Source organism: Dyella humicola, from assembly GCF_026283945.1.
Taxonomy (GTDB): Bacteria; Pseudomonadota; Gammaproteobacteria; order Xanthomonadales; family Rhodanobacteraceae; genus Dyella; species Dyella humicola.
On the sequence record NZ_JAPDPC010000001.1, the window covers coordinates 403,777 to 420,927 of the forward strand.

Below are 17,151 nucleotides of genomic sequence, written 5' to 3' on the forward strand. Positions count from 1 at the left end.
CACTACCGGCTTGACGGCGAGGTGGGCCTCGAAAGACGGATCAAATGTTGACCATGTGCATCATCGTTGCGTGGTAGCGCGTGCCGGCCGCAGCGTCGAGCGGAAAGATGGCGTCGATCGCCCTCAATTCTGCTGCATTGAGCGTGACATCGAGCGCGCTAATGTTTTCATCCAGGCGGTCGCGGCGCCTGGTGCCGGGAATGCCGATCAGGCCCTTGTCCTGCGCCAGCACCCAGGCCAGCGCCAACTGCGCAGGCGTGCAGCCCTTGTCTGCGGCAAGCGCTTTCACTTCGTCCACCAGTTGCAGATTGTGCGCAAAGTTTTCGCCCTGGAAACGCGGCGAGTGGCGGCGGTAGTCGTCCTCGGCGAAGTCGTCGGGGCTGGCAAAGGCGCCAGTGAGGAAGCCACGACCCAGCGGAGAGTAAGCCACCAAGTTCACGCCCAGACGGCGGCAGGCGTCGAGCATGCCGTTCTCTTCAGGATCACGCGTCCACAGCGAGTACTCCACCTGCAGCGCGGCGATGGGGTGCACCTTGCTGGCACGTTCCAGCGTCGCGCCCGAGGCTTCGGACAGGCCCAGGTAGCGCACCTTGCCCGCCTTTACCAGCTCAGCCATGGCGCCGACGGTTTCCTCGATCGGTACGCGCGTATCCACGCGGTGCTGGTAATACAGGTCGATATGATCCAGCCCCAAACGTTTGAGGCTGGCGTCGCAGGACGCGCGTACGTATTCAGGGCTGCCGTTGACGCCGCGCTTGGACGGATCATTGAGGTCACGCACGATGCCGAACTTGGTGGCGACAAAGGCCTGGTCGCGACGGTCGTGAACGGCCTTGCCCACCAAAACCTCATTGGTGAAGGGGCCATACACGTCGGCGGTATCGAGCAGGTTGATGCCACGCTCCAGCGCGTGATGGATGGTGGCGATGGATTCGGCGTCATCGCGCGCACCGTAAAATTCGCTCATGCCCATGCAGCCGAGGCCGAGGGCGGATACGAGAGGACCATTCTTTCCTAACTGTCGTGTTCGCATGGAAGAGGCTCGCGTTGGGGGGTGGCGAACATCATTAGTCATGACGGCGTTCGGATAAATGATCAATAATCGCCATATCTGTTGCCGAAATTGCCAACAATCACCATGGACCGACTGCAAGCCATGCGGGTATTCACGCGGATCGTGGAACTGGGCAGTTTCACCCGCGCTGCCGACGACCTGAGCCTGCCGCGCGCCACCCTGACCCACACCATCAAGCGGCTGGAGGAGCGCGTGGGCGCGCACCTGCTGCAGCGAACGACGCGTAGCGTGCGGCCCACCCGCGACGGCGAGGTGTACTACAACCACTGCGTGCGCCTGCTGGCCGACCTCGATGCGGTGGAGGCCGACTTTCGCGAAGCCGCCTCGGTGCCAAAGGGCAAATTGCGCGTGGACCTGCCCTCGACGGCAGCAGGCACGATCCTGATCCCCGCCTTGCCGGACTTCTTTGCGCGCTATCCGCAGATCGAGCTGGAGATCAGCACCAGCGACCGCTTCATCGATCTGGTGCAGGAGGGCGTGGACTGCGTCCTGCGCGCCGGCGAACTTTCCGATTCGAGCCTGGTGGCGCGTCGCGTTGCCACGCTGTCCCAGGTCACCGTGGCCAGTGCCGATTATGTGCGTCGACTAGGCATTCCGCTGACGTTGGCGGAGCTGCAGGACGGCCACGTGGCGGTCAACTGGGCTTCGCCAACGACGCGTCGCGTGACGCCGCTCGAATTCATGGTCGGCAAGCGGATGCGCGAAGTGATGCTTCCGTCCCTGGTCACGGTCAATGGCGCGCATGCCTATCTCAGCTGCTGCGAGGCCGGCTTGGGTATCGCCCAGCTGCCTGCCTATCGGATTGTCGATCAGCTCGCCCGAGGCAGCCTGGTGGCGCTGCTGCCCGGCATGCCGCCGCCCTCGATGCCGATAAGCGTGGTCTTTGCTTCGCAACGCCAACTGCCCTTGCGGCTGCGCGTGTTCATCGACTGGGTCGCCGAACAGCTACGCGGCATCCGCTGATCCCACCAGCCCTCACTGTCCCAATTGCGAAAGCGCCTCGCGCATCGGCGTCACTGACACTTTGACGATACCGGTAAGCGGTGTATCCATCTCCAGGATCACGAAGATGGCGCCCGACGCGGACAACGCGCACAACAGGAAAAAGAACATCACGGTGCCGTTGCGTGGTGCAAGCAAGCCGAAGGTGCCGAAGATCACGCACAGCCACGACACCAGCACGATCAGCAAGGTCATCGGAATGGCGCCGCTTTTTTGCATCAACGCCAGCCAGCGTGCAGAGAACACTTCGTCGGAAATATCCAGTGCGCGCTCCTGCAGCTGTCGCTGGTTCGCGCTGGTTGGCGTCAGTTCGGCCAGCCGGCGCTGGAAATCGCTGATGTGGTTGAGTACCTGTGGGCTGTCCAGCGTGGCCAGCGTGGTCGAATTGCCGGACGCCAGCAGTTCGATCCAGACGCCGTAATTGTGCTTGAGCTGCTGGCGCAGTGACTGCACCTCGGGCCCGTATTGCGCCAGCGTGCGATCCAGTCGAATGATGTTGACCGCGTTGCGCTCCAGATCGCCACTGACCGTGTCAAACGAACTCTTGGCCGAGGAGATCAACAGGCCCAGCACCAGGGCGGCGATGGTGGCAATAAGGCCGGTGGCAAGTTTGATCGCGGTGGCCGACTCTTCATCGAGGTGGTGATCGGGCAGGCGGGTGCGCATATGCATGCCAACTAACGCGCAGCCGAACACGCTGATGAAAATGAGCAGGAAGATCAGCAGATGCTGTGCCATGGACACCCTCCCCAGCGGACCCAGCCCGGATCCTGCGTAAGCGCAAGGCCGGGAATGCTTTTCCGGCCTTGCGCAAACATTGCCACTGCGGCTGGGCCGCGTCGAGTGGCTGCTCCTGGGATATGCCGGTGCCGATTAATCCTGGTACGCCGGACGCTTGCTGATACCGCCGGCCGTGCGCAGGGCACCGGCGTCCATCAGCTTGCCTTCCATCATCACGACATCGGTATGGCGCAGGTCCCCGATATTCACCGCCGGGTTGCCGTCGACCAGCACAAGATCGGCCGACTTGCCGATCTGGATGCTGCCCGTGTGCTGGTCAGCGCCAACCAGATGCGCGGTCTCGACGGTGGCGCTGGCCAGCGCTTCTTCGTTGGTGAAGCCGGCCTGCACGTAGAGTTCAAGCTCGCGCACCAGTTCCAGTCCCGAACCATCGGTGCCGGCCACGATCGGCACCCCGGCTTTATGCATGGCCGCCACCAGGGCCTGCAATTTGGCAAAGCTGGCGCGATAGTCGGCGCGGGTCAGATCCTTCGGCACCGCGAAACCACCTTGGCGAAAGCCGCGCTCGACCGCTGGCGGCAAGGTACCCACAAAGGGTGCGTAAGCCGGCGAGAGATCGCCATTTTCCGGTACGAACAGGCTTTCGGCCACGACCAGGGTCGGGTCCGACGTGATCTTGCGCTGCGCCATGCTGGCGATCAGCGACTTCATCGGGTCCTTGGTGAGATCGACATCCTTCGCATAGCGGCCCGGGCCTTCAAAGCGCGCCATGCCGTTGGATACCTTCACCACGGCATCGGGCATCGCCTGCATCATCACGAAGTAGATGTGGGTGATTTCGTCGTAGCCATCAGCGATCGCCTCGTTGGGTCGCATGCCGGCGGGAAGGTGCCCATGCACATGCAGTCCGAGCCGATGTGCTTCCGCCGCGGTGGCGCTTACCCAGGCCGGATTGAAGGTGCCATAGATCTTGATCGCATCGAAGCCATCCGCCTTGGCCTTGCGTACGAGTGCCAGTGCTTCGTCCTGAGACGTAGCCACGCTGGCTACCTGGGCGGTATTGGGGCCCTTGCCATCGATCAGCGAGGACGGATAGACCTTCGGGCTCAGCAGTTCGCCCTTCGCGCGACGTGCCGCGCGCGCCATGGTGAGTTCGTTGATATTGCCGGGGTCACGTACGGAGGTAATGCCGAGTGACAGCAGCATCGGGCCGGCGGCATCGTCGGGCACATGCTGGTGCGAATCCCACAAACCGGGAACCAGCGTCTTGCCCTTGCCGTCGATGATCTGCGCATTCTTTGGCACGCTGACCGACGCGGCAGCTCCGACCTGGGTGATCACACCCTTGTCGACAAGCACAGTCTGGCCATCCGCAAAATGAGTGCCGTCGAGAAAGGCGCGCACGTTGGTGAAAGCCACCGGGCCTGTTGGCGTCTTGAGCAGCTTGGGTACCAGCGCCTTCGAGCTCAGCGCCATGGCATCGGACTGGGCCTTCTCAAGCACAGGCTGCGCACTTTCGTAGCCGACCGGCATCCAGGACAGTCCGTTGACGAAGGCGAAGAACTTGCCCGACGCATCAGCCCACACGGGAATCGGCGTGTTGGCGACGCCGGTGATTGCATAAGCCGTCACTTTCTTCTTGTTGGCGCCATCGCCGATGGTGGCGGTGGTGAGTTCTTCGGCATGTGCCTGGCCACCTGGCAGCAACGCCATCGACTTGCTGGGCGACATCAGCAACTTTTCGAGCATGTCGGCGGTGAGGTCCATCGGTCCGCCAAAGCTCACGTATTCGGCGGCTGCCTTGTAAGGGGCGGAGCCCGCATCCACCTGGCTCTTCCATATGGCGGTGCCGTCTTTCACCGCGAACGTCTCCGCGGCATCGCCTTGCGGGATGTGGCCGCGAATGATGACGTGGTTGAACATGCCATCGCCACCCGTGGTGGCCGCGCTATCCATCTCGAATACCTGGCCGCGCAGCACCATGCTTTCGCGGCCCATACGGGTGCCATCAGCGGCGGTCCAGCGGGCCGAGGTGCCGTGCTTGCCGGCCGTCGACACGATGGTGAAGTGCTGTGCGTTGGAAGGTGGAGTGGCGAGCTGCTCGGTGGGCGTGGATGTGCCGGCGAGACAGGGCAGGGCGAAACACAAGGCGAACACGGCGAGCGGGGCGCGCATGGGAAAGCCTCCGATGGGTTCGCGCTGAGTATGGGTGAGTGGCGATCCGGGTAGAAGTGCGACCTGGGGGTGTCTGATGGCATAGGCGGCGTTGACGTCGGGGCAACGTTCGTTGGCGGCACACTACGGCGGGACAAAGCCTGGCGTTACACCAATGGGCCTGCCGAACGACATTCAGAGCGCCACCAACGCGGCCGTCTTGATTGCCGGCGCCGGCCCTACCGGTCTGGCGGCGGCCCTGTTTCTCGCGCGGCGCGGCGTCGCCGTGCGCATCGTCGATTCCGCGCCGCTGCCTTCCGTCAATTCCAAGGCGCTGGCCGTCAACAGCCGCACGCTCGACATGCTGCAGGACACGGGTGTATCGGACCGTATCGTGACGCAAGGCTGGTCGGCGAGGGGCGCCACCCTGCACCAGGGGGACAAGGAGATCCTCTCGTTCGATCTGCCGACGACGCTTGGCGCGCCACGCGCCATGACGGTGTTGCCACAGGCGCGGACCGAGACGCTGCTGACCGACGCCTTGCATGCGCAAGGGGTGAATGTCGAGCGCGGAGTCAGTCTGAAATCGCTGGTGCAAGACGAGCGGCAAGTGACATCGACACTCGTCCACATGGACGGCCATACGGAAGAAGTGAAAAGCCAGCTGCTGCTGGGTGCCGACGGCGCGCGAAGTACGACGCGCCTTGCGCTCGGGCTCGAGTTCGCCGGAAGCGACCTTCCCGAGCCCTGGAAACTGTGGGATTTGCAGCTGGAAACGCCGCTCGACCCCTGGCACGCTCACATCATGTTCGAGCCGGATGGTTTCATCTTCTTGCTGCGATTGCAGGCCGGACTCTGGCGTGTGATCGGCAATGGCGACGACCCGCTCGCGGCCTTGCGCCGTACGAGCACCTTGGGGCCGGTTGCCTGGACGTCGCAATTCCATATCGGGCACCGCGTGGCCTCGAAGGCGGCGCTAGGTCGTGTCGCGCTCGGTGGCGACGCGGCGCATATTCATTCGCCGATCGGTGCGCGTGGCATGAACCTGGGCATCGAGGATGCGTACGTCTATGCCGACTGCGCCGCCGATGCGCTGGCTGGCGATATGACGCGATTGCACGACTATGCCGTGCTTCGACACGCCGTGCACAAGGCCGTGGTACGGCGAATCGGCGCGATTACCCGTCTGGTGCATGGGCGGCCCACCTGGCTACGCCGGGTGCGCGATGAAGTGGTGCCTCTGGCCGCCCACCTGACGCTGGCACGGCAGCTGATGCTGCGGACGGTTGGCGGCCTCGATCATCCCCTGAAGACTCGTCCCTAGGCCATTCCACGCGATCCGTGGCGCCATCGACCCGGCGCAGTGCAAGGTCTTGTCGCCCCCTAAAGTCGAACCGCCCTTGGCCGATAACGGAGAACGCGCGCCATCCGTTCTCCGCAAGTCGCCAGCGGCCCGGTATGGGCGCGGACACGGCCCGCCGGCCTCCGAGGTGATGGACGAGGCGCCGGTGGATGACGGTCGGCTGCACGCAGTCCCATGGGATGTCTATCTGTATGAACGCTCACAAGCATCAATCAAAAGGCAATCGCGTGGACTGGAGCGACCCGCGCCTGGAAGCCCTGCTGCGCAAAACCGAAGCCTGGAAGCTCGACAATCGCGGCACCTATGCACCCAAGGAAGTACAAGTCCACATGGGCTGGGGCGCGACCACGGCCCGTCCAGCCGTGTTGGTGTGGGAGCGCGACCAGGTGATGATGATCGAGACGCGCTTTCCGATGGAGCTGGGCGAACACGTACGTGTCGACGAAGCGCAGGGCGTGAGCATACGCAGCGTGTGGGGCATCGTGGCCGAAGGCCGCGAAGGCTTTCGTGCCGAGGACCGCGCCAACGGCGTGCACCTGCACTGGCTGCATTTGCGCTGATTGCTTCTCCCTCTCCCTTGAGGGGGAGGGTTGCGGTGAGGGGCCAATCTTGCGAGAAACGTGGTTCAAGGCGGATGCTTTGAAACGCTTCGCCTGCCTCTGTCCCCCAACCTCCATCCTCTCCCGGCAAGCCCTGTCTTTGGGGCACTCCAAAAATCCGTGTTTACCGCTTGAGCAGCGAAACAGCGCGCCCACGCGCTACGATGCAGGTGACGCCACTGCAGGAGAACAGCGTGCGCTACTGGCTATTCATGGCGGCCGCCATCATCACCGAGGTGATCGGCACGGTGGCGATGAAGTACGGCGCCCACCAGGGTTCGCGTGCCGCCGGCTTGGCGGTGATGTTCGTGATGCTGGTGCTCTCGTACACCTCGCTGGCGATGGCCATCAAGCGCATTCCGCTGGCGGTGGCGTATGGCATGTGGGAGAGCCTGGGCCTGGTGTTGATCACGCTATGCAGCGCATGGCTGTTCAGCGAAGACCTGAAGCCGGTAAAGCTGGTGGCCATCGCCCTGATCATTGGCGGCATCGTCCTGCTCGAGCGCGGCACCGAGGAGGCACCTGCCTCGATACGCGCGGGGGACGATCATGCTGCCTGAGTTTGCGCCCATCCATCTACTCTATCTCGCCATCGCCATCGTGCTGGAAATCGCCGCGAATGTGCTGATGAAGGTCTCGCATGGTTTCACCTACAAGCGCCCCGCCATCGCGGCGATCGCCTGCGCATTGGCGGCGTTCACGGCGCTCAGTTTCGCGGTCAGAGGGATCCAGCTATCGGTGGCTTACGGCGTGTGGGGTGGCGTGGGCCTGGTCGCCACGGCGGTATTGGGCATTACCGTATTTCACGAGCACCTGCGCCGTTCCGGCTGGTTGGGCCTGGGACTCATCATGGTCGGTGTCTACCTGATGAAGTTCGCCTAGGCTTGCCTCGCCCCCGACCTATGGCAGGGGTCCGCGCGCCGCGGCGACGCTACGATGAAAGGTTAGAGTAGGCGCCAGGTCAGGCGTCTGCATGCATTGATTTATCCGGGGAGTTGGCATGGTTTTGACGACACGCAGCTCGCGCCTTATCGGCGCGTTGGTGATGAGTACGCTATCGGCAGGTGTGGCCGCGCAGGGCAAGGCCCTGACGGCTGACGACTACGCCAGGGCCGAGCGCTTCGTGGGCTACAACACCACGCCGCTGGTCGACCACGCGGTGCAGAGCGTGACTTGGCTGGACAACGACCACTTCTGGTATCGCGACCACGATGCCAGCGGCGATCACTACCTGCGATTCGATACCGCCACGGGCAAGACCGGGGCCGCCTTCGATCAGGTCCGTCTCGCCAAGGCGTTGAGCAAATTGCTCGACAAACCCGTGGATGCAAACAAGCTTGGCCTCACCAACTTCGTCCTGATGGCTGATGGCCGACTCGACGTCAACCTGCGTGGTAAGCACTACTTGTGCGATCTCAAGGAAGCTGCCGTGTGCACGGCTGGCAAGGACGACGACGCCAGTGGCATCGGCAACGAGCCCGGCGTGCTCTCTCCGGATAAGCGCAGCGAGGCTTTCGTGCGCGACTGGAACCTGTGGGTACGCGACGTGGCCACCGGCAAGGAAACCCAGCTCACCATCGATGGCGTGGAGAACTTCGGCTACGCCACCGACAACGCCGGCTGGAAGCACACCAACAAAGCCATCCTGGTGTGGTCACCCGACTCGAAGCAGATCGCCACCTTCCAGCAGGACCAGCGCAAGACCGGTGACATGGTCCTGGTCGGCACCAATGTCGGCCATCCCAAGGTGGAAAAGTGGAAGTATCCGCTGGTGGGCGACAAGGACGTGACCATGATCGAGCGTGTCATCGTCGACGTGGATGGCCGCAAGGTGCTGCGCCTGAAGATGCCAGCGGATCAACATCGCTCCACCCTGTGCGATGACGTGAGCTGCGGCCGCGAAGGCGGCTGGGACGATGTGCAGTGGGCGCCGGACGCGCGCACGCTAGCCTTCGTGTCCTCGTCGCGCGATCACAAGCAGGCCTGGTTCCGCGTCGCCGATGCCAGGACCGGCGACGTACGCACGGTGTTCGACGAGACCGTCCCCACCTATTACGAAAGCGGCGACGGCAAGGTCAACTGGCAGTATCTGCCGGAAAGCAATGAAGTCGTCTGGTTCAGCGAGCGCAGCAACTGGGGCAACCTTTACCTCTACGACTTGGGCACCGGCAAACTCAAGCACGCCATCACCACCGGCGACGGCAATGTCACCGAAGTGCTGAAGCTCGATGCCAAGACGCGCACGCTGTGGTTCCGCGGCGTGGGCCGCCAGCAAGGCGTCGATCCGTACTACCAGCAGTTCTACAAGGTTAGCCTGGACGGCGGTGAGCCGACCCTGCTGGCGCCGGAGCCGGCCGATCACAGCATCACGCTGTCGCCCGACGGTCGCCTGTTCGCCGACGCCTATTCCACGCCAACCACACCGTCGATCACCGTGCTGCGCAGCGTCGATGATGGTCACGTGGTGCATGGCATCGCCAGGGCCGATATCACGCGCCTGAGCGCCACCGGCTGGCAGCCACCGGAGCCGTTCACGGTGAAGGCACGCGACGGCAAGACCACGCTATACGGCCTGATGTTCAAGCCAACGCATTTCGATCCGAACAAGAAATATCCGATCATCGACTACGTCTATCCCGGCCCGCAGACGGGCTCGGTGGGCACGCGCAGTTTCAATCCCGCCCGTGTCGACCATCAGGCGCTGGCCGAGCTTGGCTTCATTGTCGTTGCCATCGACGGCATGGGTACGCCGGGGCGGTCCAAGTCATTCCATGACGCGTACTTCGGCAATATCGGCGACAACACCTTGCCTGATCAGGTGGCCGCCTTGAAGGCGTTGGGCAAACAGCACGCGTGGATCGATCTCGATCGCGTCGGCATCTGGGGCCATTCCGGTGGCGGCAACGCCACGGCAGACGCGATGTTCCGTTATCCAGATTTCTTCAAGGTGGGCATTGCCGAGAGCGGCAACCACGACAACCGCAACTACGAAGACGACTGGGCCGAGAAGTGGCAGGGCCTGCTGGTCACCGACAAGGACGGCAAGAGCAACTATGACGACCAGGCCAACCAGAGCCACGCCGCCGACCTCAAGGGCCATCTGCTGCTGGCGCACGGCACCATGGACGACAATGTGCCGCCGTACGAAACCCTGCTGGTGGTCGATGCGCTGATCAAGGCCAACAAGGACTTCGACCTGCTGCTGATTCCCAATGCACATCATGGCTATGGTGCTGCTGCGAACTACATGATGCGCAAGCGTTGGGACTACTTCGTGCGCAACCTCGCCGGGGATACGGCGCCGAAGGAATACACGATGAAGCCGCCGAAAGACTGAAGCGCCGCTCTACTTCCTCTCCCCTTCGGGGAGAGGATTGAGGTGAGCCACGAACAGGGGGTAAAGGGCGGGTGCTCGCGGGATCGCTTCATCGAAAGCGACTTTCATTGAAGCCTCATCGCAAGATTACCCCCTCACCCCAACCCTCTCCCCTTGGGGGAGAGGGAGTTCATGAGGTTCACCCACCCCTCGTCGCCACCACCGGCGGCACCGCCGCTGCACGCAGCGCCGGTCCAAGCACGGCCAGTTGCCCCAACAGCCACAGTGCGATTGCACCCATCGGTAGATAGATCCATGGCAGCCGCTGCATCGTGTACCGCTGCATCAGTTCGAGATTCAGCACAAACGCAAGCACGACCCCGAGCACGACGCCGCCGCTGACGATCAGGAAATTTTCCAGCTGGAAGTAATGCAGGATGTTGTCACGCGTGGCACCTACCGCGCGACGGATGCCGATGGCTTGCTTGCGCTGCTGCACCCAGAAACTGGCGAGACCAGCGATGCCGGCGGCAGTGACCAGCAACAGCGCGCCGGCAGCAGCGAGTAGCAGGCCGATCATGCTGCGGTCGCGCGAGAAGTAATCCGCACGCAGTTGCTCGAACGTCTGTGCATGGCGAAGCACACGATTGTTGTCGAGGCGGGTGAGCACATCGGTGGCCTGCTTCAGCACGCGTTCGCGTTCGTTGGGGTCAGTGCGCAGCACATAGGTGACGTTGCCGGTATCGGGCAGCAAGGGAAGCAGGGTGCTGTATTCGTTGCCGGCGCTTTCGTCCAGCGTCGGCCGCAGCAGGTGATCGACCACGCCCACGATGCGGACCGGACCGTCGCCCGGATAAATCAGCTTGCCCAGCGGGTCCTGGCCGGGGAACAGCTGCTCGGCCAGCGCACGCGTGACGATGGTGGCCGCCACATGGTTGATGCCCGACCAGTCGTGTGCGCTATCGATCGGCATGTATTCGTCGGGCAGGAAGTCACGCCCCGCGATCAGGCGAAGCCCTAGCGTCTGCCGTTCGCCTGGGGTGCCGTTGAAGGCCGTGGCCGTGAGTGCGGGATTGCCAGCGGGCCTGGTGGCAATCCCGTTGCTCCAGTTGTTGCTGTTGAGCGGCAGTGCATCCACCGCGACGGCTGAGATCACGCCCGGAATCTGCCGTAACGCGGCGAGGTCGCTGTTGTGCCGGACCAGCGGATCGTCGTGCTCGTCCACGCTTATGCTTTCCAGGGTGACGAGTTCGTCTTCCGCTACGCCGCTGGCCTCGTGCATCTGGGCGGTGCGATGGCCGATCATCGAAGCGACATTGCAGACGATGGCGCAGGTAAAGGCGACCTGGAGCACCAGCAGCATCACGGTGAGCTTGTGCCGGGTGAGACTGGCGAGCATGGGTGAGCGGCGCATATGAGGTCTCACTGTGTCTTGAGTTGCAGGGCGGGCGTGATGTGACAGGCGCGCCAGGCCGGCAGCAGGCCAGCAAGCACGCTGGCGATCACGGCCAGCACGAACGTACCGAGCAACATGCTCATATCCAGGTGCGCAAGCTGCGCGTAACCGTCCGGCCGCTGGCGCACACTCCATAGGCCGGCACAGGCCAGCAGCAGGCCGAGTACGCCACCAGTCAGGCCGATCACCGACGCTTCCACGCCCAATTGCAGGAAGATGTCGCGCCGACGCGCGCCCAAGGCACGCCGCACGCTGATCTCGCCGGCACGGCGCAGGAAGCGGGCAAGCAGCAGGCCCACCACGTTGAGCATGCATACGGCGAGGAAGCCCAGCGACAACGACAGCTGTAAGCGCAGGTCGTCGGGAATCACGTGCTGGTTGGCAAGCCAGCTCATCAGGTCGTAAAGGCCGGGGTCGACCGGCCGCGGGAAGCGTCCGTGCGCCTGCTGCTGTCGCCAGTAGTCGGCAAGGAAATCGCGGTAAGCGCGTGCCTTGGCCGGGCTGTCGAGCTGAACCCAGAACTGCAGCCAGCTGCAGTGATCGCTGCTGCGACCGTCACCGCCATCGCCCCAGCAGGAAAAGCGGCCGTTGAAGTCCAGCCCCAGGTCCATTGCCGTCTGCAATGGCAGAAAGAATTCGTCGCTGCGACCAAAGGCGCGGTTGTCGAGCTGTGCGTAGAAGGTCGGCTGCGGATGCCAGTCGTCGACCACGCCGATAACGCGAAAGTCCGTGTTCTTCAAGCGCACAATGCGACCGATTCCCGAGGCATCGCCGAACAGTTTGCGCTTGAGGCCGCTGTTGAGTACCACGACGCGTGCGCGTTGCTGATCGTCCTCCGCGCTCCAGCCGGCGCCAGCGCGAAAGGGCGCGCCAAACATGCCGAAGAAATCGGAGGTGACGTAATGACCCGTTTCATAGAAAGGCGATTCCCCAGCGTGGGTGGAACGCACCGGTACCGAGCCGCCCGTCATCGCGGCCTGGCGGTCTGCCCTTGCCGCGCGCAACAGCGCTTGCGCATCGGGCCAGGTGAGGTTGCCGCCAGGCAGGGATGCATCATTCTTGGATGTGGCCAGCGGGCGAGCGTCGATCACCGGAACATAAAGCGTGGCGCTGCGCCCGGGCAGCGGATCGCCCGACATCGCGTGGAATACGGTGATCATGGTCATGCTGGCGCCAATGCCAAGACCGATCACCAGGATCATCAGCGCGGTCAGGCCCTTGGTCTGGCGCAGACTGCGCAAGGCGATCGCAGCGTAGTAGTTGAACATCTCTTGCCTCCGTGGGGCGCAACTTCACTAGCGATGCGTCGCCGAGGGAACGCGCGACGAAGCGGCCAGAATATGAAGCGCAATTCACCGCCCGCTCCCCACATGGGGGAGCGGTAAGCTGCGGGTGTTCGTTGTCGACGCTTCGAGATGGCGTCTATGGCTACGTGGACCGCGAACAACTCGTTCTCGGCTCGTCATCCCAGCGTTCGCTGCGATGACGAGCTCAGCGCGGGGCTATCCTCGGCTCCCTTCAGTGCGCGCTGACCGGCTGCGCCGCACCCTTGGCGACGGCCTCGGCAATCAGGCTCTGCATTTCACGGTCGGCCTTGGCGGAAACCTCTTGCTGCTGCTTTTCCAGCACCTGCTGCTGGCGTTCGAGATCTGCTTGCTGGCGCTCCAGATCCGCTTGTTGTTGCGCGAAGGACTTTTCCTCGCGTGGCTCTCGCTGTCTGTCGGCAAGTGCCTTGATCTGATTGTCGAGTGCGCGCGTTTGCGCATCGAGTTCACGCAGTGCCGTAGCCGGCACCGAAGACTGCGCCTCCAGCGCGGCGCGTTGGGCTTCCAGCACGCCACGTTGTGATTCGAGCTGACCCTCTCGGGCGGCGAGTTCCCCCATGCGAGAGGCCGCGGCGCCTTGCTGGCTGGCCAGACGGCCTTGCGCGCCGGCGAGGCGGCCTTGTTCACTGGCCAGGCGACCCTGCATCCTGGCCATCTCCTTCATGGGTGCGTAGACGCTCTGCGCGCGACGGATATAGGTGTCGTCCCGAATGACATACGCCTGCTGCTCGCGACGTATCCACAACATCGATTCGTTGGCCTTGCGTTCGCGCTTGGCCGCGTCGATGTCTCGGGTCGTGCCGTTGACCATGATGCTGTCAGCATTACGATCGAACAGGGCGAAGCCGTTTCTCGAGTCGTTGTCGATATCGATATCGACATGACTGGCGTGCAGTCCGTTCGTATCCGCGGGCGGCGCAGGCGGCGCGGGTGGTGCAGGCGGCGTCGGCGGGGTTCTTGGCGTGGGCGGCGTCAGCGGCGTGGGTGGCGTCGGCGGAACCGGTGGCACGCTGCTCGTATGCGCATGACTATGCGTCTGCGTGACGGTGGCGCTCGTGGGCTTCTGTGCGACGGTCGCTGCCTTGGCAGGCACCGCCTGGGTCACTGGGGCGGCCAGCTGTGCCGGTTGAGCCGCGCTAGCCGCGGTTGCGGGTGCAGCGTTGGTGGCATCCGAAGCCGCTTGGGTTACGCGATACGGCAGCACACCCGCAGCGGCGACCAGGACGATCCATAGCCAGCCGCGTGCACCTGACGTGGTGCCCTGAGCACTCTGTTGCAGCATGGTCAACCGCCTTTTCAGATTATTGAAGGTGGGGGAAGCACCGGCCAGGCCGGCATGGAGCGGATGAGCCACGCCGAGCCGCAGCAACAGGCGGCCATAGTCCTGCGGGGTCGCATCGTGTTGTTGCACCACCTGGGCATCGCAGGCAGCTTCGCGATGCAGCGCGTATTCGCGCATGGCCCAAGCCACCAAAGGGTGAAAAAAGAACAGTCGCTGCGCCATGGCGGGCACCCAACCCATCCAGAGATCGCCACGGCGCAAGTGCGCCAGTTCGTGCGCGAGCGCCAGCGCAGATTCCTCCGCGGAAAGACTCTGCTGCGCGGGCAGCAGCACGGTAGTGCGCCACAGGCCGGTGACCTGCGGCGAGTCGATGGCAGGCGACACGCGCAGCGAAGGGCACCGACGCAAGCCCATGGCCTTGGCCTGTGTCGAACACGCGGCCTGCAGGGCGGGATCGTTCAAGGGCAGCGAGGTGCGCATGACGGCTCGAGCCTCAAGCCATTGGCGCGAGGCCAGCATGACTTGCACAAGTACGCCCGCCAGCCACAGCGCAAACAACGCGACCTTCCAGTTCGCAGGTGTCGACGCAGCATCCGTCGTGGCCGCTACGGCTTCGCTGTCGGAAGCGCTGTCAGCGACCTGAAACGACGTGGGATCGGTGACCCGGGCGACGGCCGTGAAGTGATGTTCACGGGGTGCGGCGAGCACGGTTACGACGGAAGCTTCCGGTACGGTGGCGGGAGCAGGGGAGAGCAAGCGCAGTTGCAGCGGCGTCGCCACGACCAGACCGAGCAACAATTGCACGCCAAGCAACCACCACAACAGGCTTCGCGTCGATGCCGGCAGGCGCGGCATGTATCGGCCAGCAAGCCAGATGCCGCCGGCGAGCAGGGCCGCCTGCAAAGACGTCCAGGCAAGACGATCGACGACGACTTCAGCGAACGATGAGAAGGCGCTCATCTCAGGTCTCCTTGCGGCGCGATTGCAGCTGGCTTACCAGCGCTTCCAGCTCGGCGAGTTCGGTATCGCTGACTTCGGCGCGTTCGGACATCCACGCAACAAAGGGCGACACCGAACCACTGAGTGTCTTTTCTACAAACTGGCCGACCGCCGATCGCATCACCTCGCCGGGACCCGTGGACGGGCTGTAGCGATAGACGCCATCCACCTGGCGGCGGCGCAGAAACGACTTGCTGCGTAGGCGGTCCATCATGGTCAGCACGGTGGAGCGGGCCAGCCCACGTGGTTCGCCAAAACCGGTGACGACTTCACCGACCGACGCATGGTTGTGTTCAGCGATGTATTGCAGCAGCGCCAGTTCCTGGTCGCCGATGGATGGCTTGGCCACGTTTGAATCCCTATGACTACATCTGTAGTCAAGCTAATCCGTGACTACAGCTGTAGTCAATAGGTCGTTGGGCAGGGCAATGGGTCGGGAACGAACTTGTTGCGTCGCACAAAAAGCGGAGTAGACTTCGCGCCGTCCTCATCCAGCAGCGCGCATCGGAGTGCGCTTATATGAAGGCCGTGGCCACCTTATTCGCCTACTCGTCTTGCCGCATCCGGCACCGCTTCTCGCGGACGGGCTAGCGCTCCCCATCGTTCTCCAGGCTGTATCTCCGCCAGCGGGTTGATCGCGCTGATGGGTGAGGCATGCCGGATGGACGTCCAAATCGGTGCATGGCGCCAAGTTCAAAGCAAGGGGAAATCCATGAAGACGCTCTTCAACAGGCTGGCGTATGGCGGGTGGCCGTTCGCCATCGGCGTGCTTGTTTATGTCGCTGTCATCGGCCCGGAACTGATCTCCGCCGCCAGTACGTCTGCCGTACTCGTAGGTCTCGGTCTCCTCGCCCTGCTAGCGGCGTGGGGCCATGTCGTCCTGCGCCGTGTTCTCTCTCACAAGGAATGATCAAGCCATGAAGCGCTTAGTGACGGTGTTGTTATCGCCTTTGGTGTTGTCGCTTGCTGCATGCTCCAAAGTGCCGGCGGGCAATGTGGGCGTGAAATTCCAGATGTATGGCGACGACAAGGGTTCGTTGCAGGAATTGCCGCCGGGTCGCTACTGGGTGGGCTGGGGCTATGAGATGTACACCTTCCCCACTTTCACTCAGACCTATACGTTCACCAGGTCCGCATTCGAAGGACGCCCGGTTGATGAGTCGATCAGCTTCCAGACATCGCAAGGTTTGACCGTAAATGCCGATGTGGGCATCACCTATCACGTCGATCCGTCCAAGGTGACGCTGATCTTCCAGAAGTACCGCAAGGGCATCGATGAGATCACCGACGTCTATCTGCGCAACATGATCCGCGATGCGTTGGTGAAGGACGCCTCCAGTCTCGACATTGAATCGGTCTACGGCAAGGGTAAGGCCAGCCTTATCGAAGCCGTGCAGAAGGACGTTGCCGACGAAGTGGGTTCGGTCGGCATCGTGGTGGAGAAAATCTATTGGATCGGCGAACTGCGCTTGCCGGAGAACGTAGTGCAGTCGATCAATGCCAAGATCCAGGCCACGCAAATGGCCGAGCAGCGCCAGAACGAGGTGGCTCAGGCACAGGCCGAGGCGCAAAAGGTGGAGGCCGAGGCACAGGGTAATGCGCAAGCCCAGCTCACCATCGCGGAGGCCGAGGCAAAGGCGATCTCGCTGAAAGGCGAAGCACTACGCCAGAACCCGAACGTCGTGCAAATGTCTGCCATCGAGAAATGGGACGGTCACCTGCCCACCTATAACGGCGGCGGTGCCTTGCCGTTCGTGAATCTTAGCAGCCCGGTGCCGAGCAAGTAAGCAAGCTTGATTCCCGCACTCGACGCCGGGAGCGGGCGTCGAGTACGGTGGA

At 63.2% G+C, this 17,151-nt stretch carries 15 protein-coding genes; 8 read left to right on the forward strand and 7 right to left on the reverse strand.

Annotated features, from left to right (window positions below):
- Positions 1–40: 40 nt before the first annotated feature.
- Complete coding sequence (locus OUZ30_RS01720; RefSeq protein WP_266180434.1) at positions 41–1,033, reverse strand: aldo/keto reductase; 993 nt, start codon at positions 1,031–1,033, stop codon at positions 41–43.
- A 105-nt stretch (positions 1,034–1,138) separates the two neighbouring features.
- Between OUZ30_RS01720 and OUZ30_RS01725 the strand changes: the two genes are divergently transcribed.
- A complete protein-coding gene (locus tag OUZ30_RS01725; RefSeq protein WP_266180435.1) occupies positions 1,139–2,038 on the forward strand; it encodes a LysR family transcriptional regulator in 900 nt (299 codons plus the stop codon).
- 12 nt (positions 2,039–2,050) lie between these two features.
- Here the strand turns inward: OUZ30_RS01725 and OUZ30_RS01730 are convergent, their stop codons facing one another.
- Positions 2,051–2,815: a bestrophin-like domain gene (locus OUZ30_RS01730; protein ID WP_266180436.1), complete on the reverse strand. Its 765-nt coding sequence runs from the start codon at positions 2,813–2,815 to the stop codon at positions 2,051–2,053.
- 135 nt (positions 2,816–2,950) lie between these two features.
- Positions 2,951–4,993, reverse strand: coding sequence for an amidohydrolase family protein (locus tag OUZ30_RS01735; RefSeq protein ID WP_266180437.1), 2,043 nt, complete (start codon positions 4,991–4,993; stop codon positions 2,951–2,953).
- 154 nt (positions 4,994–5,147) lie between these two features.
- Between OUZ30_RS01735 and OUZ30_RS01740 the strand changes: the two genes are divergently transcribed.
- From OUZ30_RS01740 to OUZ30_RS01760, 5 genes are all read left to right on the forward strand, one after another.
- Positions 5,148–6,296 carry an FAD-dependent oxidoreductase gene (locus tag OUZ30_RS01740; RefSeq protein ID WP_266180438.1) on the forward strand — a complete coding sequence of 383 codons (1,149 nt, stop codon included), beginning with the start codon at positions 5,148–5,150 and terminating at the stop codon, positions 6,294–6,296.
- Positions 6,297–6,526: 230 nt separating this feature from the next.
- On the forward strand, positions 6,527–6,895 hold the full coding sequence (locus tag OUZ30_RS01745) for a hypothetical protein (RefSeq protein WP_266180439.1): 369 nt from the start codon (positions 6,527–6,529) through the stop codon (positions 6,893–6,895).
- 170 nt (positions 6,896–7,065) lie between these two features.
- Positions 7,066–7,494, forward strand: a complete 429-nt coding sequence (locus OUZ30_RS01750; protein ID WP_266180440.1) for an SMR family transporter — start codon at positions 7,066–7,068, stop codon at positions 7,492–7,494.
- A complete protein-coding gene (gene mdtI, locus OUZ30_RS01755) occupies positions 7,484–7,816 on the forward strand; it encodes a multidrug/spermidine efflux SMR transporter subunit MdtI (RefSeq protein ID WP_283255863.1) in 333 nt (110 codons plus the stop codon). The genes OUZ30_RS01750 and mdtI overlap by 11 nt, the downstream gene beginning before the upstream one ends.
- A gap of 118 nt (positions 7,817–7,934) precedes the next feature.
- The gene (locus OUZ30_RS01760) at positions 7,935–10,271 is read left to right on the forward strand and encodes a S9 family peptidase (RefSeq protein ID WP_266180441.1); all 2,337 of its coding nucleotides are present in this window, start codon (positions 7,935–7,937) and stop codon (positions 10,269–10,271) included.
- A gap of 178 nt (positions 10,272–10,449) precedes the next feature.
- On the opposite strand, the gene OUZ30_RS01765 is transcribed toward OUZ30_RS01760, so the two are convergent.
- The 4 genes from OUZ30_RS01765 to OUZ30_RS01780 all read right to left on the reverse strand — a co-directional run bounded on the left by OUZ30_RS01765 (position 10,450) and on the right by OUZ30_RS01780 (position 15,661).
- Positions 10,450–11,664 (reverse strand): ABC transporter permease, encoded by a 1,215-nt coding sequence (locus OUZ30_RS01765; RefSeq protein ID WP_266180442.1) that lies wholly within the window; start codon positions 11,662–11,664, stop codon positions 10,450–10,452.
- An 8-nt stretch (positions 11,665–11,672) separates the two neighbouring features.
- The gene (locus OUZ30_RS01770; protein WP_266180443.1) at positions 11,673–12,974 is read right to left on the reverse strand and encodes an ABC transporter permease; all 1,302 of its coding nucleotides are present in this window, start codon (positions 12,972–12,974) and stop codon (positions 11,673–11,675) included.
- A gap of 250 nt (positions 12,975–13,224) precedes the next feature.
- The gene (locus OUZ30_RS01775) at positions 13,225–15,273 is read right to left on the reverse strand and encodes a M56 family metallopeptidase (RefSeq protein ID WP_266180444.1); all 2,049 of its coding nucleotides are present in this window, start codon (positions 15,271–15,273) and stop codon (positions 13,225–13,227) included.
- 1 nt (position 15,274) lies between these two features.
- On the reverse strand, positions 15,275–15,661 hold the full coding sequence (locus tag OUZ30_RS01780; protein WP_266180445.1) for a BlaI/MecI/CopY family transcriptional regulator: 387 nt from the start codon (positions 15,659–15,661) through the stop codon (positions 15,275–15,277).
- Positions 15,662–16,024: 363 nt separating this feature from the next.
- Here OUZ30_RS01780 and OUZ30_RS01785 point away from each other — a divergent pair, with 363 nt between their 5' ends.
- Positions 16,025–16,222 carry a hypothetical protein gene (locus OUZ30_RS01785; RefSeq protein WP_266180446.1) on the forward strand — a complete coding sequence of 66 codons (198 nt, stop codon included), beginning with the start codon at positions 16,025–16,027 and terminating at the stop codon, positions 16,220–16,222.
- A gap of 7 nt (positions 16,223–16,229) precedes the next feature.
- On the forward strand, positions 16,230–17,099 hold the full coding sequence (locus OUZ30_RS01790) for a prohibitin family protein (protein WP_266180447.1): 870 nt from the start codon (positions 16,230–16,232) through the stop codon (positions 17,097–17,099).
- The last annotated feature ends 52 nt before the right edge of the window (positions 17,100–17,151 follow it).